We start from the raw sequence: 25,599 nt of genomic DNA on the forward strand, positions 1-25,599 counted from the left end.
GGCTGTGGCCGTTCTCGACCCTGGGCTGGCCGGACGACACGCCGGACATGCGGCGTTTCTACCCGACCTCGGTGATGGAGACCGGGTACGACATCCTCTTCTTCTGGGTGGCCCGGATGATGATGCTCGGCCTGTTCCTGACCGACGTCGAGCCGTTCCACACCGTCTACCTCCACGGCCTGGTACGGGCGGAGGGCGGGGTCAAGATGAGCAAGACCAAGGGCAACGTGACCGATCCGGTCGAGCTCATCGACGAGATCGGAGCCGATGCCCTCCGCCTGGCGCTGACGATCGGCACCTCGCCGGGCAGCGACCAACGGCTGACGATGTCCAAGCTCGAGGGGGCGCGCAACTTCGCCAACAAGCTGTGGAATGCGGCGCGCTTCGTCCTGGGCAGCCAACTGCCGCCGGCCCCGGACGGATCCGCCGTCCCCGCGCCCGAGTCCCTGGCCGAGCGCTGGATCCGCTCGCGCCTGGCGGCGACCACTGCCGAGGCCGTTCGGCGCCTGGACCGATATGACCTGGGCGGCTACGCGGCCGCGGTGAGCGACTTCGCCTGGAACGACTACTGCGACTGGTATCTGGAGATGGCGAAGATCGAGCTCCGCGATCCGGACGCCTCGCCGGCGACCACCCTCCGGGTGTGGACGACAGGCGCCGAGGTCCTGGCCGACATCCTGCGGCTGCTGCATCCGGTGATGCCGTTCGTCACCGAGGAGGTCTGGGCCGCGCTGGGAGCCGCGCATCCGGCGGCGACCGCGAGTCCGCTGCTGCTCACCGCCAGCTGGCCGGCCCCCGCTCGTCGAGACCGCGCCGCCGAGGCTGCCTTCACCTCGATGGCGGAAGTGGTCCGGGCGGCACGCAACCTGCGGACCGAGGCCGGCATCCCTGCCGGCGCCATCGTTCCGCTGCGCCTCGTCCCCACTGACGCGGCCGCCGCCGAGGCCGCGGAGGCCGGCCGCCGCTACATCGAGCCGTTGGCCCGCGTTCGGTGCGAGATCCTCGCCCCCGATGCATCTGCCGCGGCCGCCGACCGGACAGCCACCGCGCTGGGGGCCATCTGGCTGCAGGCGGTTACGACCGGCGACGACCGGAGCGCCTCCCGTGCCGCCGAGCTGCGTCGTAGCCAGGCGCGGCTCGAGGCCCTGCTCGGCGATCCGAACTTCGTCGCCCGAGCCCCGGCGGCCGTCGTCGCGCGGGAGCGGCAGCGTTTGGCGGAGATCGAGGAACGGCTGCGCCAGATCGGCGAGTCGGCCGGGTCGGGGTAGAATCGCCCCGACCCAAACGCAGCAGGGGATTCGCGTGGGATTTCTGCGCCGCCGCAAGCCAGAGCCCGAGCCAGACAGCCAGCCGACGCCCGCCTTCGCGGCGGTCGGCGGCCGCCAGTACGCGGTGGCGCTGGCCTACCTGGCCCGCAGCGGCGACACGATTCGGCTCACCCCCGGACCCAAGGTCATTCAATCCCTGCCGCGGATCGTGGAACCGTTGACCATGGATGGCATCGAGGTGGTGTCTCCATTGCCGCTCGAGCTCGCGTCCGCCGCACCGGTGATCGAGCGCCTGTCGGACCTCGAGCAGTGGATCGTGGCCCGCCGCCAGGCCAGCCCCGTCACCCGCCACGCCCTGTTCGTGCTCGAGCAGACCGAAGCCGTGGACATGACCATCGACACCCTCGTCTGCGGCCTGCTGCTCGGGGAGGCCGATACATCCGGGTACCCCACCTTCGACGCCATCACGGGCGGCCTGGCCAGCCACTTCGACGACCTGACCGGCGAGCTGGTGGTGCGGGCCGTGGTCGGCTGGGGCGGCAAGGGCCAGCGGGGAGACACCGAGCGAAACGCGCACCGCCTGCTGAGCAACCTGCAGCAGCAGGTCCTGGCCTCCGGCTTGGCGGTGGGCACCGCCGACGTCCCGCTGAGCCGTGATGCCGGCGAGGGCAAGATCTGCGGCCACTGTGGCTTCGACGCCCGCGGCACGGGCGCCTTCTACTGCCCCAAGTGCGGGATGCGCCTCGGCGGGAACCCCTAGGGCATCGGTACATTCGGCCCATTGCCCGCACCTGACCCGGGCGTGGACACTGGTGCCCCAAGTCACCGCACCAAAGGGCACCGATGGAACGACCCCGAGTCCTGGTCGCCGCGCACGACGATGCCGCCGCCATCGCCGGCGCACTCGCACGCGCCGGATTCGAGGTCATCGGCAGCGAGGAAGACTTCGAGGCGGCCGTGGTCGAGGGACGCACGCCCGAGATGGCGGTCATCGACGCCGACCTGTCGCCCAGCACGGTGCGGCGCATCCATCGGCGCCTGAACGAGGCCCATCCGGTTCCAGCCTTGATCCTGCTGGGGGACGAAGCGGGCGAGCTGGACAATCTGTGGCAGGTCGGCGACGAGTTCGTCGTGAAGCCGATCATGCCTGACGCGCTGGTCTATCGACTCCAGGCCCTGCTCATTCGCTCCGGCTCCGCATCGGCCCCCAGCGTCGATCGTGACACCCCCGAAATCGGCGGGCACGACCCCGCCAATGCCCGGGTGATCGCGATCTTCGCGCCCAAGGGTGGGGTGGGCAAGACCACGGTGGCGGTGAACCTGGCCGTCGCACTGCGTATGCAGACTCGCCAGCGCGTCCTGCTCCTCGACGCGGATGCCGGCGTGGGCAACGTGACCGCGGTCATCGACGTGCCGGCCCGCCGCGGCCTGGCAGACCTGGCCGAGAGTCCCCCCGAGCACTGGAATGACGAGGCCTTCCAGTCCCTGGTCGTGAATCACGAGCCCAGCGGGCTGGACGTGCTGACCTGGGGCTTCGAGCCGGCCGACGCGGAGCGCATCGGCCCCGATCTCCTCATCGCGGCCGTGCGCTGGGCCCGGCAGCACTACGACCTGATCATCGTGGACACCCATCCCGGCTATGACGACCGGACGGTGGCCATGCTGTCGGTCGCCAACGAGATCCTCCTCACCGTCACCCCCGAAGTCGGGCCGCTCCGCAACAGCGCCCAGTTCATCCAGCTGGCATACGAGCTCGGGATCGACGACGCGATCAAGGTGGTCGCCAACCGCGCCAACCACGGGGTCAAGATTCGTGACATGGAGAGCGCCCTGGGCCGCCCCGTCATGGCGACCATCGTGTCGGCTGGGGTGACCGCGGTGATGGCGGCCAACGAGGGCCAGCCGCTGGTCCTGCGCTTCCCGCGCGAGAAGATCACGGCCGACCTCCATCGCCTGGCGCGCATCGTGGCCGGGACCGAAGAGGCCGGCCCGGCCGTTCAGCCGGAACGGCGTCGCTGGTCGGTCGCGTCCCTGCTCCGAGCCGGAGCCTGACCCTCAGCTGATCCGCGCCGCGCTGCGGCGTTGCTCCCACCGCCCGCCCCTGCGATCATCGCGCTCGGTGCCGACCTACGACTACCGCTGCCGCGACTGCGGCCACACGATCGAAATCATCCACTCCATCCTGGAGGACGGGCCGGAGGTCTGTGAGCGCTGCCGAGGGCCGATGCAGCGGGTCCTGCACCCGACCGGGGTGATCTTCCGGGGCAGCGGCTTCTACGTCACCGATTCGCGCTCGGCTCAAGAGACCGCCAGCCGCGACTCCGCGGCAAGTCCGGCCGAGAAGGGAAGTCCGGCCGAGAAGGGAAGTCCGGCCGAGGGGGGAGGGTCGGCCGAGGGGGGAAGTTCGAGCGGGGGCGGAGACTCGGAGCCGGCCGGTTCAACCGGTGGCACCCCGAAGGAATGATCAGGCGCTGAGGGTCTGGGGGGTGCCGCAGCGGCGGCAGAATCGCGCCGTGGAGGAGACGGTCAGGCCGCACGATCCGCACGGGCGGAGCGATGCGCGCTGGGCGCCTTCCATGAGGGCCCGGGTTGATGCATCCCAGACCGCGGCCAAGGCGGCGCTGCCGCCGGCCGCCGATCCTGCACCGCTCGACCGATAGGGCATCGCCGTACGCTGGCCGACCGACACCGTTCCCTCGCCCGGGTCGTCGATCCCCAGGCTGTCGAGCTGGCTGCGTCGCGCGGCGAGGCTCTCGGGCACCTCTTCCGTCGACGCTGCCACCGGAGGCGTGATTGGCCCGCGCAGGAACGTGTCGCGCAGGTCGCGCCGTGGGGTGCTGACGGGTGGCGGGGTCGTGGCTGGGACCTCCGGCTCGGCCGGGACCTCGGGCTCGGGCTCCTCGGCGACGACCGGCTCGGGCTCGGGCTCCTCGGCGACGACCGGCTCGGGGACGACCTCTTCCGCGACCTCGACAACGTCGGGTTCCACCTCGTCTGGTTCCACCTCGACCAGTTCGCCGTCGATGGCCCCCTCCGCAGGCGCGATGCTGTCGACAGCCGGCCACGTGAGCGCCTCCGCACTCGTCAGCAGAGCGGCGCCGTCCGCTGGCGCGGCCATGACCGGCAGGCCCGCAATCCGCTGGTCGAATCCAGCGATATCGTCGACGCCGACCAGCGGCACGCAGGAGCGGCAGCGCCCTGCGTCATCGTTCCAGCAATTGACGCAGGTGTAGCGCCGGCAGTCGAGGCAGAAGTTGAAGGCCTGCTGGAACGCCTCGATCTGGACCGCCGCGAGCGTTTCCTCCTCGGCCCGCATGGCGTCGTTGATCGAGTCCGACAGGGTGTCGGTGCTCATGATGAACGCCCGCAGACCGCTCACCAGGCCGCGCGTTTTCCGCCCGGTCGACAGCGGCTCGGGCGCGCCGAATTCATAGCGCGTGCCGCAGCGCTCGCAGAACGATTCGGTGAGGATCTCAGTCGTCATCGGTATGCCCGTCTCGCACGGGCCGCCAGTATAGCCACGACCTGCCCGATGACCCGATCGGGCCAAAGTACCGCGATCGGCGCCGTTGGTACCCCGTGCTAGCATCGCTGGCCGTGGGCATGTTCCGGCGCCTCGAGGACTTCCTCGAGCGGCTCGTTGAGGCGCCCGCTGGTCGGCTCGGAGCGGCACCACCCCAACCGGTGACACTCGCCAAGCGGATCGAGCGCGCGATGGACACCAACAAGCGGTTCAGCGAGGGCGGCGTGATCGTCCCGAACCGATACGCCCTGCACCTCAACCCGGCCGATTACGCGCCATTCGACGCCTACCACGGATCACTGGAGGATGACCTCGCCCACGACGCGCTGACCCGCGCCCGACGCCTCGGGTACCGGCTGGTGGCACGCCCGCGGGTGGTCCTGCGCCCGGATCCGATGGTGCCGCGCGGCGAAGTGCGGGTGGCAGCCGCGGTGGCCGACGAGGAGTCCGACACGCCAGCGGCGGCGACTCCTGACCCGACCAACACGAGCGTGCTGGCCCGACCCGGCCATGCGGTGCCCGAGCCGGACTCGGCGTCCCGCGCGTTCCTGGTAGTGCAGACCGATGGCGCCGCGCCGGCCCGATTCGACCTCGGTGGCGCGCTGATCGCGATCGGCCGCGCGGCCGACAACGACGTCATCCTGGACGACCCGCAGGTGAGCCGCCATCACTGTCAGCTGAAGCTCCAGCACGGCGCGTACGGCTTCGTCGACCTGCAGAGCCGAAACGGCTCCGCCGTCAACGGCCGGCCGGTGGAGGAGATTGCGCTGGCGGACGGGGACCGGATCCGGATCGGCAGCACCAGCGTCGAGTTCCGGCTGCGCGGATGACGTTCCTCGCCCCGTGACCAACGAGCTCCTGCGGCTGCTTCTCCTCGCGCTGCAGCTCGGGTTCCTTGCCCTCCTGTTCGTCATCCTGTACCGCTTCGCGCGCGCCCTGCGGGCCGATCTGCGCCAGGCCGAGGCCACCGCGGCCGCAACGCGGACGGGCATGGGCCGCCTGGTGGTCCTCGAATCGCCGGGGGAGGAGCCGTCGGTCGGGCGCGTCCTGCAGATCGGGCCCATCACCACCCTGGGCCGCGACCTGAACAGCACGATCTACCTCGATGACGAATTCGCCAGCGGCACCCACGCCGCGCTCACCTTCCGGGGTCGGGCCTGGTACGTCGAGGACCGGCGCAGCACGAACGGGACGTGGGTCAACGGCCACCGCATCCAGCGCCCGGTGGCCCTGTCATACGGGGACGAGCTGGTGGTGGGCCGCGTCCGGTTCCGCCTCGAGCGCTGAGGGTGTACCGCCTGGCCGCCCGTCGCATTGAGCTCGGGCTCCTGATCCCGGTCCTGCTGCTCGTCCCGTTGGGAGTCGTCGTCACGCACATCGCGCAGTCAGGACTGGCCGAGCCCGGGCCGCTGGCCGTGGCCATCGTGTTCGTCGGCCTCATGCTGGGCGCCCACCTGGTCCTGGCCTGGTCGGGGCACCGCGGCGACGAGCTGCTCCTGCCCGCCGTGGCGGCCATGGGGGCGCTGGGGATCGTCATGCTGAACCGCCTGCCGCAGGACCTGGCCGGCAACCCGGCTTTCAACCTGGGGATGGTGGGCACCCAGTTGGTCTGGTTCGGGATCGGCCTGGCCGCCATGTTGGTGGTGGCGATCGGGGTCCGCGACGACGGATTCCTGCGCCACTACAAGTACAGCTGGGGCCTCCTGGCCGCGGTTCTGCTGGTGGTCACGCTGCTGTTCGGAGCCGAAGTCAACGGGGCGCGGCTGTGGATCGTGATCGGCCCCTTCGGCTTCCAGCCCTCGGAAGCGATCAAGGTCATGCTCGTTGTCTTCCTCGCGGGCTACCTGGCGGAGAATCGGGCGGTGCTGGCCGGGGCCAGCCTGCGACTCGGCCCGGTTGCCCTGCCGCCCATCCCGTACCTGGCCCCCATGCTGGTGGTGTTCGCGGCGGTGATGCTGGTGGTCGTCGTCAGCCGCGACCTGGGCACCGCGCTCCTGTTCTTCGGCGTATTTCTGACCATGCTATTCGTGGCCACCGGGCGGCGCACATACGTGCTGTTCGGCGCGGTGCTGTTCGTGGTCGGAGCCGGTGTTGCCTACCTGCTGTTCCCGCATGTCCAAGAGCGGATTGACACCTGGATCGACCCATGGGCCGATCCGAACGGTACCGGCTACCAGGCCGTGCAGGCCATCTACGCGTTCGCGCGTGGCGGGCTGCTGGGTGAGGGTCTGGGCCAGGGCCTGCCCCAGGTAGACGGCCGCCTGCCAATCCCCGCCGTTCACACCGACATGATCTTTGCCGCGATTGGCGAGGAGCTAGGCCTGCTGGGTGGGGTCGCGATGCTGGGGCTGGTGGCAGTGATCATGACCCGCGGCCTGCGGATCGCGGTCTTGGCCCGCGACGACTTCAGCACCATGCTGGCCACCGGGCTGGCGGCCGGCCTTGTGCTCCAGAGCCTGATCATCATCGGCGGCAACCTCAAGGTCGTGCCGCTGACGGGGATCACGTTGCCCTTCGTCAGCTACGGCGGCTCCAGCCTGCTCGCCAGCTTCGTGGTGGTCGGGCTGCTGCTGTCCATCAGCCATCGGTCGATCGAGGCAGACCGGGCGGAATCGGCTGAATTCGGGGAATCAGCGGAGCCGGAAGGGCGCCCCGGATGATCGCGCGACACCTGCCACGCCTGGGAACGGCGATGCTGGCCGGCTTCGCCGTGCTGGCCCTGGCCATGTCGTGGTGGCAGGTCGTGCTGGCCTCGCCGCTCGAGGCTCGGCCGGACAACCCCGCACTCATCGCCGCCCATCGGAGCGAGCCGCGCGGCACGATCTTCGACACCAACGGGACCGTGATGGCCTCTACCACCGTCGTGGACGGCATCGCCCGTCGGGCGTACGCCGATCCTGCCTCGACCCACCTGGTCGGGTATGCCTCGTTCCGATACGGCACCTCGGGCATCGAACGCGCCTGGGACGAGCTGCTGATTGGGCTGCGCGACCCGAATCCGCTGCACGACGTGGTCAATGACGTCCTGCAGCGGCCGCCGCAACCTCACGACCTGATGCTCACCGTCGACGCGCGGCTGCAGTCCTTCGCCGCCGCCCAGCTGGCGGGAAGCGTGGGGGCCGTCGTCGCGCTCGACCCGACAACCGGGGCGGTACTGGCCATGACCTCCAGCCCGACCTTCGACGCCAGCGCGATCAGCGGCGACCCTCTGGACGCCGAGGGGCCGTGGAGCGCGCTCCAGCAAGATCCCGGGGCGCCATTCGTGGATCGCGCCCGCAACGGGGTCTACGTCCCCGGCTCGATCATGAAGGTGGTCACCGCCGCCGCCGCCCTGGAGGCGGGCGCCATCACCCCGCAGACGACCTTCCCCACCCAGCCCCAGGAGGAGGTCAGCGGACTGGTGGTGAGCGGTTTCACGATCACCGAGCACGACCTTGCCGGCGTCCAGCCCGCCCTGTGGGACCTTTCACCGGCGATGCAGATCTCGAGCAACATCTATTTCGCCCACGTCGGGCTGGAGCTGGGCCAGGGTCCCTACCTCGCCGGTGCCTCGGCCTTCGGTTTCTGCGAGGACCTGCGGGTTGGCCCGGCGGATCACGCCCTGCCGGTCTCCGCGTCCTCGGTGACTGCTCTCACCGAGGATGGATGCGAGAGCTTCGTGGATGACGCCGAGCTGGCGTCGGCCGCGTTCGGGCAGGCGCGCGTGACGGCGACGCCGCTCCAGATGGCGCTGGTGGCGGCCACCATCGCCAACCAGGGCGTGATGCTGGACCCGTTCGTCGTGCGCGAGGTCCAGGCCCCGGATCCATCGGGAACCCCGGGCCAGATCACGGCCACCTACAGCAGCCCGGGCCGGCGGACGGTGGTCAGCCCCCAAACCGCCGAGGCGGTGCGAGCCGTGATGGTCGACGCGGTCCATGGGCCGCTGGGCGTCCCATACGCGGGTGCCGCGAACGTGGCGATCTACGGGATCGGCGGGGTCCAGACCGCCGGCAAGACCGGCACGGCCCAGCGGGGCGGCGACCTTCCGCCCCACTCGTGGTTCATCGGTTTCGCGGCCGCCCAGCCGGGCGCCGCGCCCAGCATCGCCCTTGCGGTCATCGTGGAGGGCGCCGGCCCCGGATCCGCGACGGCGGCGCCCATCGGCGGGCGGGTCATGGCGGAGTGGCTCCGGCTCATCGGCTCCTGAACCGCGTGACCGCCGGCTGGGGTATTGTCAGGCGACCGAACCTCGCCACCAGGAGTGCGCCTTGAACGTCCAGGAACCGGCAGAGCGGACCATCGGCAACATCGAGCGGGTCATCGTCGGTAAGCACGCTGAGGTCCGGCTGGCCCTGGTGGCGCTCCTGTGCGAAGGCCACATCCTGATCGAGGACGTGCCCGGGGTCGGCAAGACGATGCTCGCCAAGGCCCTGAGCCGCAGTGTGGGATGCACGTTCCGTCGTATCCAATTCACCCCGGACCTCCTGCCCTCGGACGTCACGGGGCTGTCGATCTTCAACCAGAAGACCCAGGATTTCGAGTTCCGCCCCGGGCCGATCATGGCCCAGGTCGTCCTGGCCGACGAGATCAACCGAGCCACGCCCAAGACCCAGAGCGCGCTGCTCGAATGCATGGAGGAGCGGCAGGCCACGATCGATGGCGTGAGCTACCCGATGCAGAGGCCGTTCCTGGTCATCGCCACCCAGAACCCGATCGAGTACGAGGGCACGTTCGCCCTGCCCGAGGCCCAGCTCGACCGCTTCCTGCTGCGCATCCGGCTCGGGTATCCGAAGCCGATGGAGGAGCTCGTCATCCTCGACGAGCAGAAACGCCTGCACCCGATCGAGTCGGTCCAGCAGGTCCTGCCCCTGGATGAGCTGCGCCAGATGCAGGTCGGCGTGAAGGAGATCTACGTCGATCAGGGCGTGGCCGACTACATCGTTCGGCTGGTGGGCGCTACCCGCGAGCACGCCGACGTGTACCTCGGGGCGTCGCCGCGCGGGTCGCTCCACCTGTACAAGGCGGCGCAGGCACTGGCCGCCGTCAACGGACGGGACTACGTCATCCCCGACGACGTCAAGCAGCTCGCGGTCCCGGTGCTCGGCCACCGGCTGATCGTGCGCAGCCAGGCCTCGCTGCGCGAGGTCGACAACGACGCCATCGTGCGCGAGGTGCTCTCCACGGTGCCCATCGCCGAGCCGTCTGAGGCCGGCACGCCGGCCTAGGCCGGCCTCGCCGCAGACCCGGACCGCGATGGGTCAGATCGGGCGCCGGCTGCCGGTGATCTTCATCGCCACCGTCCTCGTGGTGGCGGCCTTCAGCACCGGTATCAGCGTCCTGTTCTTTCTTGTCTACCTCGCCGGCGCCCTGATCATCGGTTCCTGGTGGTACGCGCGGCGCGGGCTGGGCGGCGTCCGCGCGGGCTATCACGTGCTGAACCCGCGAGCCCAGGTCGGAGAGGTCCTGCACGCGGTGTATCGCATCGACAACGACGCGGGCTGGAGCAAGCCCTGGCTTGAGGTCACCAATGACTCAACGCTCCCGATCGGCCTCCCGGGTCGGGTGATCGGGGTCCGGGCCGAGTCCAGCCGCCAGTGGCTGTCCAAGGTCTCGCTGACCCGCCGCGGGACGTATCGCATCGGTCCGGTGAAGGTCCGCACCGGGGACCCATTCGGGCTGTTCACGTCGGAGATGGTGGTGGGCCGGCCCACCACGGTGGTGGTCTTTCCGAAGCTCTTCGAGCTGCCCCACTGGCGCCTCCCGCCCGCTCCCATCGAGGGGACGTCGTCTGCCCGTCGCCGCCGGGAGACGGCTTCGCCCCTGGCGGCGACCATCCGCCCGTACGCGCCGGGCGACGCGATCAACCGCATCCACTGGCTCAGCAGCGTCCGCCACGGCGAGCTCCAGGTCAAAGAGTTCGATCCGGAGCAGGCGGCCGATCTGTGGATGCTGCTGGACCTCGAGCGCGCGGCACACGTGGGAACCGGGGACGGCTCGTCGGTCGAACTTGCGGTCAGCGTCGCGGCGTCGATCGCGGTCCGGACCCTGGCCGACAACCGGTCCGTGGGGCTGACCGCCTCCGCCCGTCGGGCCCAGGTCCTGACGCCGGACCGCGGGTCGCGGGTGGAGCAGAAGATCCTCCATCTGCTGGCCAACGTCCAGGCCGACGGTCTCCAGCCCCTGGCCGAGGTGGTGGCCGCCAGCCTGCCCCAGTTCCGGCGGGGGATGACCGTGTGCATCGTGACCGGCTCCACGCGGCGGGAGTGGGTGCGCCCGCTCTCCAGCCTGGCGCGACGGGGAGTGGGGGCGATTGCGGTGCTGGTTGACCTCGACTCGTTCGCCGCCGCCGACTCCCCAACCGCGAGCTCGGGTCCCCGCGAGCTGAACGCCGTCCGCCACGCGCTGAGCGAGTACGGATTTGCCCACGTCGTTCTGCGCGCCGGCGATGACCCGGCACGGGTGCTGGTCACTCGGGAGCGCGTCCGTGCTTGACGAACCGGTCGAGGTTCGGCGGACGCTGCGGGGCCCGCGCGAGGGCTGGCTGAGCGTCGCCCTGCTGGGGGTCATGCTGCTCAGCCTGTGCTGGGCGGTGCAGTCTGCAGGCTGGCTCGATCAGCTCGACTTCCTGCCACCGGTCGCGATCTGGGCCCTGATCGGGGGACTGGGCCTCGGCACCAGCCGCCTGTCAGTGTCCGTCACGATCCCCCTGGCGGCGGTTTCCGGGGCAGCGATCGTGCTGTGGACCGTTGGTGGGGAGTACTTCCCGGAGCTCGACCAGCTCGGGCGCCTGGATGCCATGCGCGGAACCGGCATCGATGCGGCGGTGACTGCGTACCGCTTCGGGAGCATTCAGTCGGCGGTCGTCCTGGCCCTGGCCATTGGGGCGCTGATGTGGGTCACCGCCTACACGGCCGCGTTCGCGGTGTACCGCCGCCACCACGTCCTGGACGCCATCCTGCTGATCGGCGCATTCCTGGTGATCAACCTGGTTGCCACGGTCCGCGACCTGTTCGGCCTCCTGATCCTGTTTGCCATGGCCGCGATGTTGCTCTGGCTGCGGGCCGCACTCGTCGAGCGGCGGTCCGGCTGGCAGCAGCGCCGGGTGAGCGAGAACCTCGACGTGCCGGCTTCGATCATGCGCAGCGGCGTCGTGTTCACGTTCGCGGCCATCGGCCTGGCCTTCGTGCTGACGTCGGTGGCGGTGGCGGCGCCACTGACCGCGGCCGTGCGCAGCCTGGACCAGGTCTGGCTCGACCTCGCCGATGAGGCGAGTGGATTCTTCCAGGGTCTGAACAGCAGCAACGCCCGCCCGGTGACGGCCGGCTTCGGCCCGCGCATGACCGTGGGCGGCGTGTGGAGCACGAGCGACGACCCTGTCCTGACCCTGTTCGCCGAGCGACCCTATTACCTGGCGGCAGTCACCTATGACCACTATACGGGGCGCGGCTGGGCGCGGACCGATGGGCGACCACGCTCGGTCGGCGCCGAGCAGGATGTGTTCCCTGACTGGACCCCCGACCGACCCCTGGTGGCCGAGGGATTCCAGCTGGAGACGGTCACCGTCCAGATCGTTCGCCCGCAGGGGCGCGATCTCTTCACGCCGGGTTTCCCGGTGCGCCTGTTTGCGCCGGTGGTCGTCACCGAGCCGGGCGGGCTGCCATTCATGGGCGGTCTGGAGGCGGCCGGCGCCCTGAGCCCGGATCAGTCGTACGACATCACCGCCACCATCTCCGAGGTGACCGAAGCCCAGCTGGCGGCGGCCTCGACCGATTATGAAGAGGAAGTCCTGGCTCTGTACCTCGGCACCGACGGCATCACCGAGCAGACGCGCGTCCTGGCGCAGGACATCGCGGCCGGCGCCACAGACCCGTACCACCAGGCCAAGGCGATTGCCACCTTCCTGCGAACGAACCCAGCATTCGCCTACGACACGTCAGTGACGCCGCCCTCCGACCCGAGTCTAGACCTGGTGGACTACTTCCTGTTCCAGAGCCAGCGTGGGTTCTGCACCTATTACGCCTCGACCATGGTCATGATGGCCCGCAGCCTGGGCATTCCCGCCCGCCTGGCGGTTGGCTACGCGCCCGGTGTGCTGGTGGAGGATGGGGCCTACGAGGTCACGGCCCGGAACGCCCACGCCTGGGCCGAGCTGTACTTCCCCGGCTATGGGTGGCAGATCTTCGAGGCCACCAAGTCCATCGATCCCAAGTTCAACCGGCGCAGCGGTGACCCCGCCGGCGCGCGTCCCATCCCCAGCGGGCGAGGCGTGGACTTCCAGGGCCCGTTCGCGCCCGGCATCGACTCGCCGACCAAGATCCTTCCCACCGCCAGCTTCGTGCCCATCCCGGGCGGTTTCCAGGCCGGCCAAACCTCGCCGACCGAGGAGGCGCGAGCCAACAACGGCTGGATCTTCCTGGCCCTGGCCGGGGGGGCAGTCCTGATCGGGGCGTGGCGCTGGTTCTCTGCCCGCCGGCGCTTCCGCTTCCTGTCCCCCGGCGACCGGGGCTGGGCGCGATTGAACCTGGCCGCTCAGCGGGCGGGGATTGGACGCCGACCGGCGGAGACGTTCTACGAGTACGCCGGCTGGCTGGAAGCCGAGCTGCCGAGCCGGGCCGGCGAGATCCGCACCATCGCGGAGGGGAAGGTGTGGTCTGCCTATTCCGGCCGCTCCATGAGCGAGCGCGCGATCGAGGCGATTGAGCGGGCCTGGGATACGCTGCGCTTCCCGCTGGCCGGATTGGCGGTCCGCCGCCGGGTGGCCGCGCTGCTCGGGCGCCGCGCCTGACCGGCTAGGTGACTCCCACGCCGGCCCGGGCGTCGTAGGCCGCCCGCCCGGCATCGCGGGCCGCAGACGGGTCCGCCGGCCGGCCCATGGCCTCCAGGGCTTCGGCCATCACGGTCAGGGCGGCGTCGATCTCCCCCCAGGCGACGTCGCCCATGTGGCCGATGCGCAGGATCCGCCCGGTCCATTTGCCCTGGCCGCCGGCCAGGACCAGGCCGCGGCTTCGGAGCGCCGAGCCGAACTCGCCCCAGTCCAGGCCGTCCGGCAGCCAGGCGGCGGTCACGGTCGCCGACCGGTACTCCGGCGCGGCGACGAGGGTGAAGGCGAGTGCCTCGAGACCGGCGGCGGCCCCGGCCGCGACGGCCGCATGGCGGGCCCAGGTCTGCTCGCGGCCCTCGGCTTCGAGGTTGGCGACGCCCACCCGCAGCCCGTACAAGACGCTGACGGCCGGAGTCCACGGCGTTTGGCCCTTCTCCGCCCAGCGGCGGGCCTCCCCGAGGTCCCAATAGAAGCGCGGCATGCGGGCCTCGGCCTCCGCCGCTCGGGCGCGCTCGCCGACGGCGGCGATGGCGATTCCCGGCGACGCCATGAAGGCCTTTTGCGACGCGCTGACCACGAGGTCCACGCCCCACTCGTCCATCTCGAACGGCAGGGCGCCCAGGCCGCTGATACCGTCCACCAGGACCAGCGCCTCTCCGGGCGCGGCGCGTACCGTCGCGACCAGCTCGCGCAGCGGGTTCGTCACCCCGGTCGAGGTCTCGTTGTGCGTCAGCAGCACCGCGCGATACGGTTCCGAGCCGGCCAGGTGCGCCGCCAGCCGATCCGGATCCGCGGCGCTGCCCCAGTCGAAGTCGAGCCGGTCCACGTCGGCACCGAAGATCTCGGCGATCTGCGCGAACCGGTCGCCGAAGGCTCCGATCGAGACGCCCAGCACACGGTCGCCGGGCGACAGCGTGTTCACCACCGCCGCCTCCAGGGCCCCCGTCCCCGAGCCGGTGAGCAGGAACACCTCGCCACCGGTGCCGATCAGGCGTCCCAGCCCGGTCGTGGTCTCGCGCAGGAGCTCCGCGAACTCCGGTCCGCGGTGGTTGATCATCGGACCGGCCTGCGCATGGCGAACGGCGCGGGGGAGGGGCGTGGGGCCCGGAACACGGAGGTTCTGCTCCATCCGGGCATGATAGCGACGCACTAGACTCGCCCCATGCCCCGGCGCACCCCGGTGGTCATGCCCGACCGCCCGTTATTCGAGGACCAGCCCGACCCCGGCGCACCCCTCGCCGCGCGCCTCCGACCGGCGCACCTCGAGCAATTCGTCGGCCAGCAGCATCTGGTCGGCCCCGAAGGCGCCCTCCTGCAGGTCGTGCGCCCAGGCTACCTGCCGAGCCTGGTCTTCTGGGGTCCGCCGGGGAGCGGCAAGACTACCCTTGCGCGCCTGGTCGCCGACCAGGCCGGCGGTGCCTGGCGCCAGCTCAGCGCAGTCACCAGCGGTGTCGCCGACGTCCGGGCCCTGGTCGCCGAGGCCCAGGCCCGACGCGAAGCGGGCGGGCGCACCGTCCTGTTCATCGACGAGCTGCATCGGTTCAACAAGGCCCAGCAGGATGCCCTCCTGCCTCACGTCGAGGACGGCTCCATCACGCTCCTGGGAGCCACCACCGAGAACCCGTACTACGAGCTGAATGCCCCGCTCCTGAGCCGAATGCGCGTTTATCGGCTTGAACCGCTGGACGCGGAGGACCTTACCGTCATCATCAACCGCGCTCTGACCGATGCGGCCGGCCTGTCCGGCCGCCTGTCGCTGACCGATGACGGCCTGACCGCGCTGCTCGACATGTCGGGGGGTGACGCACGCCAGGCCCTCAACGTGCTCGAGGCCGCGGCCGCGACCGCACCGGACGGGTCAGCCCTCGACGCAGTGGCCCTATCGACTGCGGCCCAGGAACGCCTGCTGGCCTACGACCGCGCCGGTGACGGGCACTACGAGGCGATCAGCGCCTTCATCAAGAGCATGCGCGGCAACGACCCCGATGCGGCCCTGTACTGGTGCGCGTCCATGATCGCCGCCGGAGAGGACCCGACCTACATCGCGCGCCGGATCGTGATCGCCGCCAGCGAGGACGTGGGCAACGCGGACCCGCGGGCGCTGCAGATAGCGGTGGCCGCCATGCAGGCGGTCGAGATGATCGGCCTGCCCGAGGCCCAGTACGCCTTGGCCCAGGCTGCCAGCTATATCGCTGCGGCGCCGAAGTCGAATCGGGCCGGGGCCGGATATTGGGCGGCGCTGGCCGACGTGGAGGAAAAAGGCCGGCTGCCAGTGCCGCTCCACCTACGCCCGGGTACCCATCGGCGGCTGGCCCGCGAGCAGGGCCATGGCAAGGGGTATCGGTACCCGCACGATTTTCCCGGCGCAGATGTCGACCAGCAGTATCTGCCCGATGCCCTGCTCGGGCGGGTCTACTACGAGCCGTCAGACCAGGGGATGGAAGCGCAGATCGGGGAGCGGCTGCGCCGGCTGATGGACGCCCGGAAGGGCTAGCTCGGACCGATCCCGGCCAGGTTGACTGCGACCACGGCCACCCCCAGCAGGGCGGCCATGAGCAGGACCAAGACGGCCGTATTGCGCAGGTCACGCGCCACGTAGTGGTACTCGGCGCGGGCGGTCTCGCCCAGTCGGGACGAACCGGCCGTCGACAGTCCGGCCGCGAACGGACGCCCGCTCACTCCGGCAGGGGCGGGTAACGGAGCTCGCGCGGCCTCGCCTGGAGCTGAGGGCAGGCTGGGTGCTGCCGCTGGGCGCGCGCCGCTCGGTCTAGGTGCTGCCGGGTGGCGAGACCGGCGTTGCTGGCGGGCTCGTCGGGAAGCGGCCTTTCCGCTGCGGCGGGGCATGAGCACCTCGTTGAGCTGATTTCCGCGACGGCCTGATGCTACCGACGGGGTCGGTATGATACCCAGCCCGTGGCCGACCTCAACCAGTGGCTGCTCGATAACCTGTGGATCGTCGTCGGCGCATCGGCCCTGGTGGTCCTCGGGCTGGTCGGGGCACTCGTCATCCTCGGCCGCAGGCTGTCGAAGGCGACGGCCGCCTACCGGGCACTGGTGCATGAGACGACCGGGACGTCGTTGGCTGGAACCCTGGACGCCCAGGCCGCCCGAGTGGAGGCCGTGGACCGACGGCTGGCTGAGGTGGACGGCCGGTATCGGCTGGTGGAATCTCGCTCCCGCGGCAGCCTCCAGCACGTGGGGCTGGTCCGGTTCAACCCGTTCGAGGACACCGGGTCCGATCAGAGCTTCGCCATCGCGCTCCTCGACGACGAGCAGAGCGGGATCGTAATCAGCAGCCTGCACGGCAGAGGCGGGACCCGGATCTTCGCCAAGCCCGTACAAGCCGGCCAGGCCAGCCACGCCCTGTCGGACGAGGAGCAGAAGGCGGTGCGCATCGCATCTGGTGGGCTCCGAGACGCCGGCGCTCAACGCGACCGATAACCTGTCGCGGCGGCGGCACAGGCTGCCGGCATGCCCGACCCCTCGGCTACCATCGATTCCGTGGCTGCCGTCGTCCCCTCACCCAACCAGATCCCGATCTTCGAGGAGCTGGTGGGGCCGCCCGCACCCCGCCGACGCCACCTTCGTGTCCAGCCACCGCTTCTTGCCGACCTGACCGCTCGCCAGCGGCGGGCGGTGACGTGGGGCGACGGCCCGCTGCTGGTGGTGGCCGGGGCGGGCACCGGCAAGACGACGGTCCTCACCCGCCGCATTGCGTGGCTCATCGCCGAGCAGCGAGCCAAACCCTCCCAGATCCTGGCCCTGACCTTCACCGAGCGGGCCGCGGCCGAGATGCAGGAACGGGTCGACCAGCTCGTTCCGTATGGCTACGCCGATTCGGTGATCTGCACCTTCCACGCCTTCGGGGACCGTCTGATCCGGGAGCACGGGTTCGGGGCCGGGCTGTCGGACCAGGTGGCGGTCATGTCCCGTCCGGAGCAGGTGACGTTCCTGCGCGAGCATCTGGATGAGCTGCCCCTGGACCGATACCGCCCGCTCGGGGATCCGACCCGCTTCTTGTCGATGCTGGCCACGCACTTTTCGCGGGCGCGCGATGAGGACGCGTCCCCGGCCCAGTACCGCGCGGCCGCGGAGCGAATCGCGGCCCGCGCCGCCGCAGACCCCGACGACGCAGCGCTGGCCGAGGAGGCGGCCCGCCAGCAGGAGCTTGCGGCGGCCTATGAGACGTACGAGCAGCTCCTGCGCGCGGCGAATCGGATCGACTTCGGCGACCAGGTCAGCCTGGCCCTTGGCCTCCTGCGCGACCACCCGGACATCCTGGAAACGGAGCGAGGTCGCTATCGGTACATCCTGGTCGACGAATTCCAGGACACGAACCATGCCCAGTTCGAGCTCGTGAAGCTGCTGGCGCCGGCCCCGTCAGGCAACGTCACCGTGGTCGGCGACGACGACCAGAGCATCTACCGCTTCCGGGGCGCAGCCCTGTCGAACATTCTTGGCTACCGGGCCGCCTACCCAAAGACCGGCAGGGTGGTGCTGACCGACAACTTCCGATCGCCCCAGGCGGTGCTGGACGCGGCGTATCGGCTCATCCGCCACAACGACCCCGATCGGCTCGAGGTCCGCGAACGGATCGACAAGCATCTGCGGGCACGCGGCCCGACGAAGCGGGTCGCGCCAGACGCGCCGGAGGTGAGCAGCCTCGCGTTCGCCACCACGTCCGACGAGGCCGACGCAGTGGCTGAGCGCATCACGGCCTCCATCGCCACCGGCCGGCGGGCAGGCGACCACGCCATCCTGGTCCGGGGCAACCGCGACGCGGATCCCTACCTGCGCGCGCTCAGCCTGCGGCGCATTCCGTGGCGCTTCAGCGGCACGGCAGGCCTGTACCGCCAGCCCGAGGTCCGCGTCCTGCTCAGCTTCCTGCGCGCGCTCAATGACTCCGAGGACTCGGTCAGCCTGTTCGACCTGGCCACCTCGGACATCTTCGGCCTCGCGCCCGACCAGGCCAGCCGCGTCCTGAACCGGGCGTCGCGCCGCCACCTCGGCCTGGAGGTCGCGCTGCGGCAAGGGCTGGCTGACCCGGCCCAAGCCACCCTGCGCGGAGCACCGGCCGCCATCGCTCAGCGCCTGCTCGCCGCCCTGGACGCCCATCGCGAGCTGGCGGCCCGGCTGGATGCCGGCGAGATCCTGTACCGGTTCGTGACCTCCACCGGGTGGCTGGCGCGATTGGCGCTCGAGGCCCGGGAAAGTGGTCCCGAACGGCTCCAGAACGTCGCCCGCCTCTTCGAAATCCTGCGCCGCGCGTCGGCCGTCCTTCGCGACCCGCGACTGCCGTTCCTCGTCGCCCGGCTGGATACGTTCATCCAGGCCGGCGACGACCCCGCGACGGCCGACGCGGACCTGGAGGCCACCGAGGCGGTCCACGTCCTGACCTGCCACAAGGCCAAGGGCCTCGAGTTTCCGATCGTGTTCATGGTCGGCATGGCCCAGGACCGATTCCCGACCCGCACGCGGCGCGAGCCGGTCGACCTGCCCGATGAGCTCGTCCGCGAGGTCGCAATCGACGGCGACTACCACCTCGCCGAGGAGCGGCGCCTGTGCTACGTGGGCATGACGCGGGCCCGCGAGAGGCTGACCATGACCTGGGCCCGCGATGAAGGGGAGCGCCCGCGGCGGCCGAGCCAGTTCCTGCTCGAGGCCCTGGACGTGGGGCCCGCTCTTCCGGCCGACATCCTGCGGCCCAACCCGATGGAACGGATCGAGCGCCTCCGCCCGCCCACCGAGGTCGGGCCGGTGCGTTCGGTGGAGGCCCCGCGCCCCGGGTTGGTCGAGGAACCGCTCACCTTGAGCTACGGCCAGGTCAGCGACTACACCGATTGCCCGGCCCGCTACCGCTACGCCCACCTGATTCGCCTGCCCACCCCGGTCAGCCATCCACTGGTCGTGGGCCGTGCCCTCCACGCCGCGGTCCAGGCCTTCCACCGGACCAAGATGGGCGGATCCGTGATGCCGCTCGAGGAGCTCCACGCCGAGCTCGATCGGCACTGGGAGTCCACCGGGTTCGTGACCCGGGCCCACGAAGATGCGCGCCGCGCCTCGGCCCGCGCCGCCCTGACTCGCTTCTGGAACGAGCAGCAGGCATCCCCGGCTCCGGTCATCGGCGTCGAGCAGGAGTTCGCCTTTCGGTTCGGTCCGGACCGGGTCCGGGGACGGATCGACCGCATCGACCGCGATCCGGATGGCGCGATCGGCGTGGTCGACTACAAATCGGGCGATGTCCGCGACCCCGCGACGGCGACGCGCCGCTCGCGCGAGTCGCTCCAGCTGGCGATGTATGCCCTGGCCTGGGAATCCGAGCACGGGCGACCGCCGGACCGGCTCGCGCTGCACTTCCTCGAATCGGGGGAAGTGGGCCTCAGCCAGGCAACCCCCGCCCGTCTGGAGAAGGCCCGGTCCCAGATCGCGTCCACCGCCGCCGGGATTCGGGCCAAGCGCTTCGATGCCAACCCGGGACCGATGCGCTGTGCGTCCTGCCCGTTCCGTACCATCTGTCCTGACGCGGCGCGGTGAAGCTCCGGGACCGTTTTCTGATCGTCGTTCTGCCGGCGGCAGCCGTGGCGGCGATGGTCGGCGTGCTCGTCCTGGCCACCGAGCTGTGCCCCGGCCCGGTGCCGGGTGATCCATGTCCCGATGCCGACCGGAACCGCGTGCTCGTGATCGGCCTGGCCGGCTTGGCGCTGGGGCTGCTCATCACGCCCGGGGCGTTCGTGGTCGACTTCGCAGCACGGCGCCGGATCGCGTATCTCGGGGCCTGGGGCCGCGCCGCCCGGCGCGGGGCGCTGGCCGGCCTGGTCCTGGCCGCGGTGGCAGGCTTGCGGCTGGTGGATGCCCTGAATCCCTTCTCGGCGGTGGTCGTGGGTGGCGTCGCCATGGCCGCCGAGTGGCTCGCCATTCGCCGGCTCGACAGCGAGTGACCCCCGGCCCCGACCCGGCGTCCGGCGATCCGTTCGGCGGGCAGGCCACAGACGCCGACCAGCTGGCCGAGATCTACGACCTCGAGCACGATGCTGTTATCGAGGACCGGGCTTTCTACCGTGAGCTCACTCGGCGGGTACGAGGGGCGGTGCTGGACCTCGGCTGCGGATCTGGTCGGCTGTTCGGAACGTTCCTCGACGGCCGCGCCAGCCGCATCGTCGGCGTGGATGCATCGGCGGCAATGCTTCGTCGCGCGCGGGCCCGCATCGCAGCGGACCCGCGCCTGGCGGAAGCCGACGCGGAAGGCCGGATCGAGCTGGTCCTCGGCGACGTCCGATCCGTCCGGCGCCCGGAGCGCTTCGGGTTGATCGTCGCTGCGGGTGTGCTGCCGCACCTCGACGGCCCGGAGGATGCGGCCCGGCTTCTGGCACGAGCCGCGCGGCTCCTCACCCCGCGTGGCCTGCTCGTGCTGGACGACCTGGGGCCGGGGGCGTTGCCGGCGGGCGACATGCCGCTGGCGGTGGACTGGGTCATCGAGTCTGAGGGCCGTCGCTTCACGCGGAGGAGCCAGCTCGTGCGCCGCGATGCACCCGAAGGGCTCAGGATCGCCCTGTCGACCGTGGTGGACCGACAGGACCCCGATGGTACGATAGCGCGGCTTCCGGCCAGTTTCCGCCTCTGGTACCCCTTTCCTGACATCGTCTCGCGGCTGGTTGAGGCCGCGGGACTCGCTGTCGCCGCGACCCACGGGTCCCACGACCCGGAGGCGTATTCGGCCGAGAGCGAGCGCCTGATCGTCCTCAGCCGGCGTATCCGGCACCGGTCAGCGCGACGTGGAATGGAACTCGGATGAGGCGATAACACAGACAAGGTGGCAGGCGAGCGAATCCGGCTCTTGATGATCGAGGACGTGCCCCAAGTGGCGTCGCACGTCCGATCCCTGCTGGTCGCCCAGACCCAGATCCAGGTGGTCGAGGTTATCGGCGACGGGGATCGCGCGCTGGCCGCGGTCGGCGATTTCCGCCCCGACGTCGTGATTATCGACTGGCTGCTCCAGGGCCGGGTCAGCGGGGCCAAGGCCGCGTCCAGCATCCGGCAGGCCCATCCCGAGGTGGGGATCATCGTGCTCACCGTCCCGCAGGAGCCCATCACCGAGGATCCGGCACAGGGGATCGACGCCGTCCTCCGCATGCCGCTGGCCGGTTTCGACCTCACCACCATCATCCGCCGCATCGCCGAGGAACGGGTCACCGCCACGTCCGGTGCCGGGGCGCAAATGGTGAGCCTGTTCTCGCCCAAGGGTGGGGTGGGCCGGACGACGCTTGCCTACAACCTGGCCGTGGCCCTGGCGGGCGAAGAGCCGGTGTGCCTAGTCGACGGTTCGCTCCAGTTCTCGGACCTGCGCGGCCTGCTGCGAGCCCCGGCCAACGCGCTTTCCATCCTCGACCTGCCGACCGACAAGATCCGCGATAGCGACGTGTCGGAGGTCATGTGGCGCGATCCGTCCGGCATCGACGTCCTGCTCGCGCCGCCGCGGGTCGAGATGGCCGAGATGATCACCACCCGCGACATCGAGAAGTCGTTGTCCCTCCTCCGGCGCCTGTATGGCCACGTCGTGATTGACACACGTGCCGGGCTGACCGATGAGGTGCTCGCGTTCCTGGACGCCTCCGACCTGGTCCTCCAGATACTGACCTTCGACGCCATGGCGGTACGGGCCCTGGCCATGGCCAACGAGGCCTTCGCGGCCATCGGCTATCCCCCGTCCAAGATGGCGGTGGTCCTCAACCGAGCCGATGCGTCGGGCGGCATCACTCGGGAGGAGGTTGAGGAGGTCCTCGGCCAGCACATCGACTTCGAGATCGTGTCGGATGGCCACCTCGTGCTGGCCGCCAACAACGAGGGCGTGCCGTTCGTGTCGGCCAGTCCCGACGCCCAGATCTCCAAGGGCGTCCGCAGCATCGCGGCCGCCCTGTCGGCCCGACGCCGGACCCCGGCCCTGTCGGTGGCTACCCGCTGACCCGGCCCGTGGTCTCGCCCGACCCGCGCCCGATCGCCGTCTTCGACTCGGGCGTCGGCGGCCTGACCGTCCTGTCTGAAATCCAGCGCCGGCTCCCGGCCGAGACCACCATTTATCTCGGCGACAACGCCCGTACCCCGTACGGGGCGCGGCCAGCCGACGAGGTGCAGCAGTACACCCTGGAATGCGCGGCCTGGCTCATGGACCAACGACCCAAGGTGCTGGTCCTGGCCTGCAACACGGCCACAGCCCAGGCCCTGCCGCAGATCCGAGAGCGGGTTGCGATTCCGGTCCTGGGCGTCGTGCGCCCCGGTGCGGTTGCGGCGGCAGCCGCCACCCGAAGCCGGCACGTCGGGGTCGTGGCGACCGCCGGGACGGTGGCGTCAGGCGCCTACCTGGCGGCCATTGGTGAGGCCGATCCGGGCGTCACGGTCAGCCAGCAGGCGTGCCCCGACCTGGTGCCGCTAGTAGAGGCCGGAGAGCTGGCCGGCGCTCAGGTGGAAGCGGCGATCAGCGGCTACCTGGATGCCCTCCGCGCCCAGGACGGGCAGCTCGACACCCTGCTCCTCGGCTGCACCCACTATCCGCTCCTGCGCCCGGTATTCGAACGACAGCTGGGCCCCGCGGTGAGCGTCGTCGACTCGGCGTTCACGACCGCGCTGGCGCTCGAGGACCTGCTCGATGCGCTCCAGGCCCGCAGCGGGCCGCGGACCGGCGTGCCGCCGGCCCCACACCGCGTGGTCACCACCGGGGACCCGGCCGCGTTTCGCATGGTGGCGACCCGCGTCTTCGGCGGCGACCTGTCGGACATCGAAGCCATTGACCTGCCATCCGCGGAGCCGGCCCGCGCCGACTAGACTGCGGGCGTGAGACGGAACACCTCGCGCCTGACGGCCGGGATCGTCCTTGGCAGCCTGCTGACGGTCACCGTGGCGGTGGCCGGCCGGCGGCTCGAGCGGCGCGCCGGCAGCCATCTGCTGGACTGGGCAGCCATTCGATCCATCGCGCGGCGCCGGGTCGGCGCCCGAACGGGCAGCCTGTCCGCGCGCGAGCGCCTCGCCGCCGAGGCGTTCTACGCCGCCGCCGCCGAGCGGGTGGCTCCCCTGGTGGCCGCCGAGATCGGGGCGCAGCTGGATCACCCGCTTGAGCCCCCGGCCGTCATCGACCGCCTGGCGTGGATCGACCTCAACCTCGGAACGTTCCAGCGCCTCATCGGTCGGCTGGAGACCGAGCTGATGGGGACGCGGTCAACGCCACGTGGGGCCGGCGCATCGCTGGCGCGCATCGTGAACCGCAGCCTCGGCAACCACCAGCTCGGCTGGCTGCTCGCCTTCCTGGCCGCCAAGGTTCTGGGACAGTACGACGTCAGCCTCCTGGCGAGCGCGGCACCTACCCGCGGCCGGCTCTACTTCGTCGACGCCAACGTGGCGGCCACCGCCGACAGTCTGGGCATCGAGCGCAACGCGTTCCGGACGTTCATCGCCATCCACGAGGTCACCCACGCCTATGAGTTCGAGGCGCATCCGTGGCTGCGGGCCCACTTTGCGGCCCTGGTCGAGGAGACCATCCACCGGCTGGCTGCCGATGCCGGCGGGCTGTGGGGCCGGCTGGCGAACGCGTCCCGCGGCGAGGGGCATTGGATGGAACGCCTGATGACGCCCGAGCAGCGCGAGGCGTTCAGCCATACCCAGGCGCTGATGTCGCTGTTGGAAGGCGCCTCGAACCACGTCATGCATGCGGTCGGCGCCCGCATCCTGCCCGCCTTCGACGAGCTCCACGAGCGGTTCGAGGGCCGCCATCGGCGCCGCGGACCGCTGGAGCAGGTCGTCCTGCGGTTGACCGGGCTCGACCTCAAGCTCGAGCAATACGCGGAGGGCGAGCGATTCGTGGCCGCGGTCATGGCCCGCGGCCAGGCCGCCTTCGCGCGGGTGTGGCGGGGGCCCGAATGGCTGCCCAGCCTGGCAGAGATCCGAGCACCTGAACGCTGGCTCGCGCGCGCCGACGCACGCGACGCGACCGCAGCGCGAGACACGGAGGAGGCCCGCTCCTGAGCCCGCCCCGGAAGGTCCGGATCCTGACCACTCCGATCTTCGGCGCTCCGCTGACCCCCGAGACGGTGGCCCGCATCGAGGCCGTTCCCGGCGCCGTGGTCACCCAGATCTCGCGTGACGGGCTGGCCCATGGCGACGCCGAGGCCGCCCTCGCCGAGGCCGAGGTCCTGCTCCGGGGTGGCATCGGCGCAGCTGCCCTGGACCACGTCATCGAACGCGCCCCGGCCCTGCGCTGGATCCATTCCATCTCCGCCGGGGTGGACAAGGTCGTGACCCCGCTGTCCCGGCAGCGGGGTCTGCAGGTCACCAATGCCCGGGGAGTCTTCTCGCGACCGATCGCTGAGTACGTGGTGATGATGTGCCTCGCTATCGCGCGCCGCCTGCCGCAGCTGTTCGACCTCCAACGCGAGCGGACTTGGCAGCCCCTGCGCGGCACGGAGCTGGGCGGCCTCACGGTCGGCATCGTCGGCTACGGCAGCATCGGCGCCGAGGTGGCGCGCCTGCTGGCGCCGTTCCGGACCCGCATCGTGGCTACCCGTCGCCACCCGGAGCTGGGCAGCGGGGAGCTATCGAACGTCGAGGTCTGGGGTGTAGATCGCATGCATGACCTGCTCCAAACCGCCGACGTGGTCGTCATTGCCGCTCCGTTGACCGACACCACGGCCGGGCTGATCGGTGCGGCCGAGCTGCAGGAGATGCCGGGTCATGCCTGGCTGATCAACATCGCCCGCGGCCGGCTGGTGGACGAGCTGGCCCTGTGTCGTGCCCTGGCCGCGGGCTGGATCGGCGGCGCTGTGCTCGACGTCTTCGACGAGGAGCCGCTCCCCGCCGACTCGCCGCTGTACGACACGCCCAACCTGGTCATCACGCCGCACACCTCCTGGTCCTCCGACCGGGTCCTCGAGCGCAGCCTCGACCTGTTCGTGGCCAACCTCGAACGCTACCTCGCCGACCAGCCGCTCGAGAACCTGGTCGACCTCGAGGCTGGCTACTGA

Annotated in this window: 23 protein-coding genes; 20 read left to right on the forward strand and 3 right to left on the reverse strand. The window is 70.8% G+C overall.

All coding sequences use genetic code 11. The features are described from left to right. From AABM41_08960 to AABM41_08975, 4 genes are all read left to right on the forward strand, one after another. Positions 1–1,268, forward strand: a 1,268-nt coding sequence (locus tag AABM41_08960; protein ID MEK6192436.1) for a class I tRNA ligase family protein, incomplete at its 5' end; no start/stop codon positions are given. A gap of 34 nt (positions 1,269–1,302) precedes the next feature. Continuing rightward, entirely contained in the window at positions 1,303–2,028 is a 726-nt protein-coding gene (locus tag AABM41_08965; protein MEK6192437.1) for a hypothetical protein, read from the forward strand. Between the two features lie 83 nt (positions 2,029–2,111). Next, on the forward strand, positions 2,112–3,320 hold the full coding sequence (locus AABM41_08970) for an AAA family ATPase (GenBank protein MEK6192438.1): 1,209 nt from the start codon (positions 2,112–2,114) through the stop codon (positions 3,318–3,320). A gap of 67 nt (positions 3,321–3,387) precedes the next feature. Beyond that, positions 3,388–3,732, forward strand: coding sequence for an FmdB family zinc ribbon protein (locus AABM41_08975; protein ID MEK6192439.1), 345 nt, complete (start codon positions 3,388–3,390; stop codon positions 3,730–3,732). On the opposite strand, the gene AABM41_08980 is transcribed toward AABM41_08975, so the two are convergent. After that, complete coding sequence (locus tag AABM41_08980) at positions 3,733–4,752, reverse strand: hypothetical protein (GenBank protein ID MEK6192440.1); 1,020 nt, start codon at positions 4,750–4,752, stop codon at positions 3,733–3,735. Between the two features lie 119 nt (positions 4,753–4,871). On the opposite strand from AABM41_08980, the gene AABM41_08985 reads away from it, so the two are divergent. From AABM41_08985 to AABM41_09015, 7 genes are all read left to right on the forward strand, one after another. Then, a complete protein-coding gene (locus AABM41_08985; GenBank protein ID MEK6192441.1) occupies positions 4,872–5,621 on the forward strand; it encodes a DUF3662 and FHA domain-containing protein in 750 nt (249 codons plus the stop codon). A 13-nt stretch (positions 5,622–5,634) separates the two neighbouring features. Next, positions 5,635–6,078, forward strand: a complete 444-nt coding sequence (locus tag AABM41_08990) for an FHA domain-containing protein (protein ID MEK6192442.1) — start codon at positions 5,635–5,637, stop codon at positions 6,076–6,078. A gap of 2 nt (positions 6,079–6,080) precedes the next feature. Further along, positions 6,081–7,451, forward strand: a complete 1,371-nt coding sequence (locus AABM41_08995) for an FtsW/RodA/SpoVE family cell cycle protein (protein ID MEK6192443.1) — start codon at positions 6,081–6,083, stop codon at positions 7,449–7,451. After that, on the forward strand, positions 7,448–8,980 hold the full coding sequence (locus tag AABM41_09000) for a penicillin-binding transpeptidase domain-containing protein (GenBank protein ID MEK6192444.1): 1,533 nt from the start codon (positions 7,448–7,450) through the stop codon (positions 8,978–8,980). The genes AABM41_08995 and AABM41_09000 overlap by 4 nt, the downstream gene beginning before the upstream one ends. Before the next feature lie 61 nt (positions 8,981–9,041). Then, entirely contained in the window at positions 9,042–9,998 is a 957-nt protein-coding gene (locus tag AABM41_09005) for a MoxR family ATPase (GenBank protein MEK6192445.1), read from the forward strand. A 28-nt stretch (positions 9,999–10,026) separates the two neighbouring features. After that, on the forward strand, positions 10,027–11,265 hold the full coding sequence (locus tag AABM41_09010) for a DUF58 domain-containing protein (GenBank protein MEK6192446.1): 1,239 nt from the start codon (positions 10,027–10,029) through the stop codon (positions 11,263–11,265). Further along, positions 11,258–13,558, forward strand: coding sequence for a transglutaminaseTgpA domain-containing protein (locus AABM41_09015; protein ID MEK6192447.1), 2,301 nt, complete (start codon positions 11,258–11,260; stop codon positions 13,556–13,558). The genes AABM41_09010 and AABM41_09015 overlap by 8 nt, the downstream gene beginning before the upstream one ends. Positions 13,559–13,562: 4 nt before the next feature. Here the strand turns inward: AABM41_09015 and AABM41_09020 are convergent, their stop codons facing one another. Further along, entirely contained in the window at positions 13,563–14,723 is a 1,161-nt protein-coding gene (locus AABM41_09020) for an alanine--glyoxylate aminotransferase family protein (protein MEK6192448.1), read from the reverse strand. 33 nt (positions 14,724–14,756) lie between these two features. On the opposite strand from AABM41_09020, the gene AABM41_09025 reads away from it, so the two are divergent. Continuing rightward, a complete protein-coding gene (locus AABM41_09025) occupies positions 14,757–16,088 on the forward strand; it encodes a replication-associated recombination protein A (protein MEK6192449.1) in 1,332 nt (443 codons plus the stop codon). Here AABM41_09025 and AABM41_09030 read toward each other — a convergent pair. Beyond that, positions 16,085–16,273 (reverse strand): hypothetical protein, encoded by a 189-nt coding sequence (locus AABM41_09030; GenBank protein ID MEK6192450.1) that lies wholly within the window; start codon positions 16,271–16,273, stop codon positions 16,085–16,087. The genes AABM41_09025 and AABM41_09030 overlap by 4 nt on opposite strands. Positions 16,274–16,507: 234 nt before the next feature. On the opposite strand from AABM41_09030, the gene AABM41_09035 reads away from it, so the two are divergent. The 8 genes from AABM41_09035 to AABM41_09070 all read left to right on the forward strand — a co-directional run bounded on the left by AABM41_09035 (position 16,508) and on the right by AABM41_09070 (position 25,599). Next, positions 16,508–17,035: a DUF4446 family protein gene (locus AABM41_09035; protein MEK6192451.1), complete on the forward strand. Its 528-nt coding sequence runs from the start codon at positions 16,508–16,510 to the stop codon at positions 17,033–17,035. Between the two features lie 60 nt (positions 17,036–17,095). Then, on the forward strand, positions 17,096–20,128 hold the full coding sequence (locus AABM41_09040) for an ATP-dependent DNA helicase (protein MEK6192452.1): 3,033 nt from the start codon (positions 17,096–17,098) through the stop codon (positions 20,126–20,128). Next, a complete protein-coding gene (locus tag AABM41_09045; protein ID MEK6192453.1) occupies positions 20,125–20,532 on the forward strand; it encodes a hypothetical protein in 408 nt (135 codons plus the stop codon). Before AABM41_09040 ends, AABM41_09045 begins: the two co-directional genes overlap by 4 nt. Further along, a complete protein-coding gene (locus AABM41_09050; protein ID MEK6192454.1) occupies positions 20,529–21,386 on the forward strand; it encodes a class I SAM-dependent methyltransferase in 858 nt (285 codons plus the stop codon). The genes AABM41_09045 and AABM41_09050 overlap by 4 nt, the downstream gene beginning before the upstream one ends. 18 nt (positions 21,387–21,404) lie before the next feature. After that, positions 21,405–22,553, forward strand: a complete 1,149-nt coding sequence (locus AABM41_09055; GenBank protein MEK6192455.1) for a response regulator — start codon at positions 21,405–21,407, stop codon at positions 22,551–22,553. A gap of 8 nt (positions 22,554–22,561) precedes the next feature. Further along, positions 22,562–23,410, forward strand: coding sequence for a glutamate racemase (gene murI, locus AABM41_09060; GenBank protein ID MEK6192456.1), 849 nt, complete (start codon positions 22,562–22,564; stop codon positions 23,408–23,410). A 9-nt stretch (positions 23,411–23,419) separates the two neighbouring features. Then, positions 23,420–24,604, forward strand: a complete 1,185-nt coding sequence (locus AABM41_09065; GenBank protein ID MEK6192457.1) for a zinc-dependent metalloprotease — start codon at positions 23,420–23,422, stop codon at positions 24,602–24,604. A 65-nt stretch (positions 24,605–24,669) separates the two neighbouring features. Beyond that, complete coding sequence (locus AABM41_09070; GenBank protein MEK6192458.1) at positions 24,670–25,599, forward strand: D-2-hydroxyacid dehydrogenase; 930 nt, start codon at positions 24,670–24,672, stop codon at positions 25,597–25,599.

It is taken from the genome of Chloroflexota bacterium (assembly GCA_038040195.1).
Taxonomy (GTDB): domain Bacteria; phylum Chloroflexota; class Limnocylindria; order QHBO01; family QHBO01; genus DASTEQ01.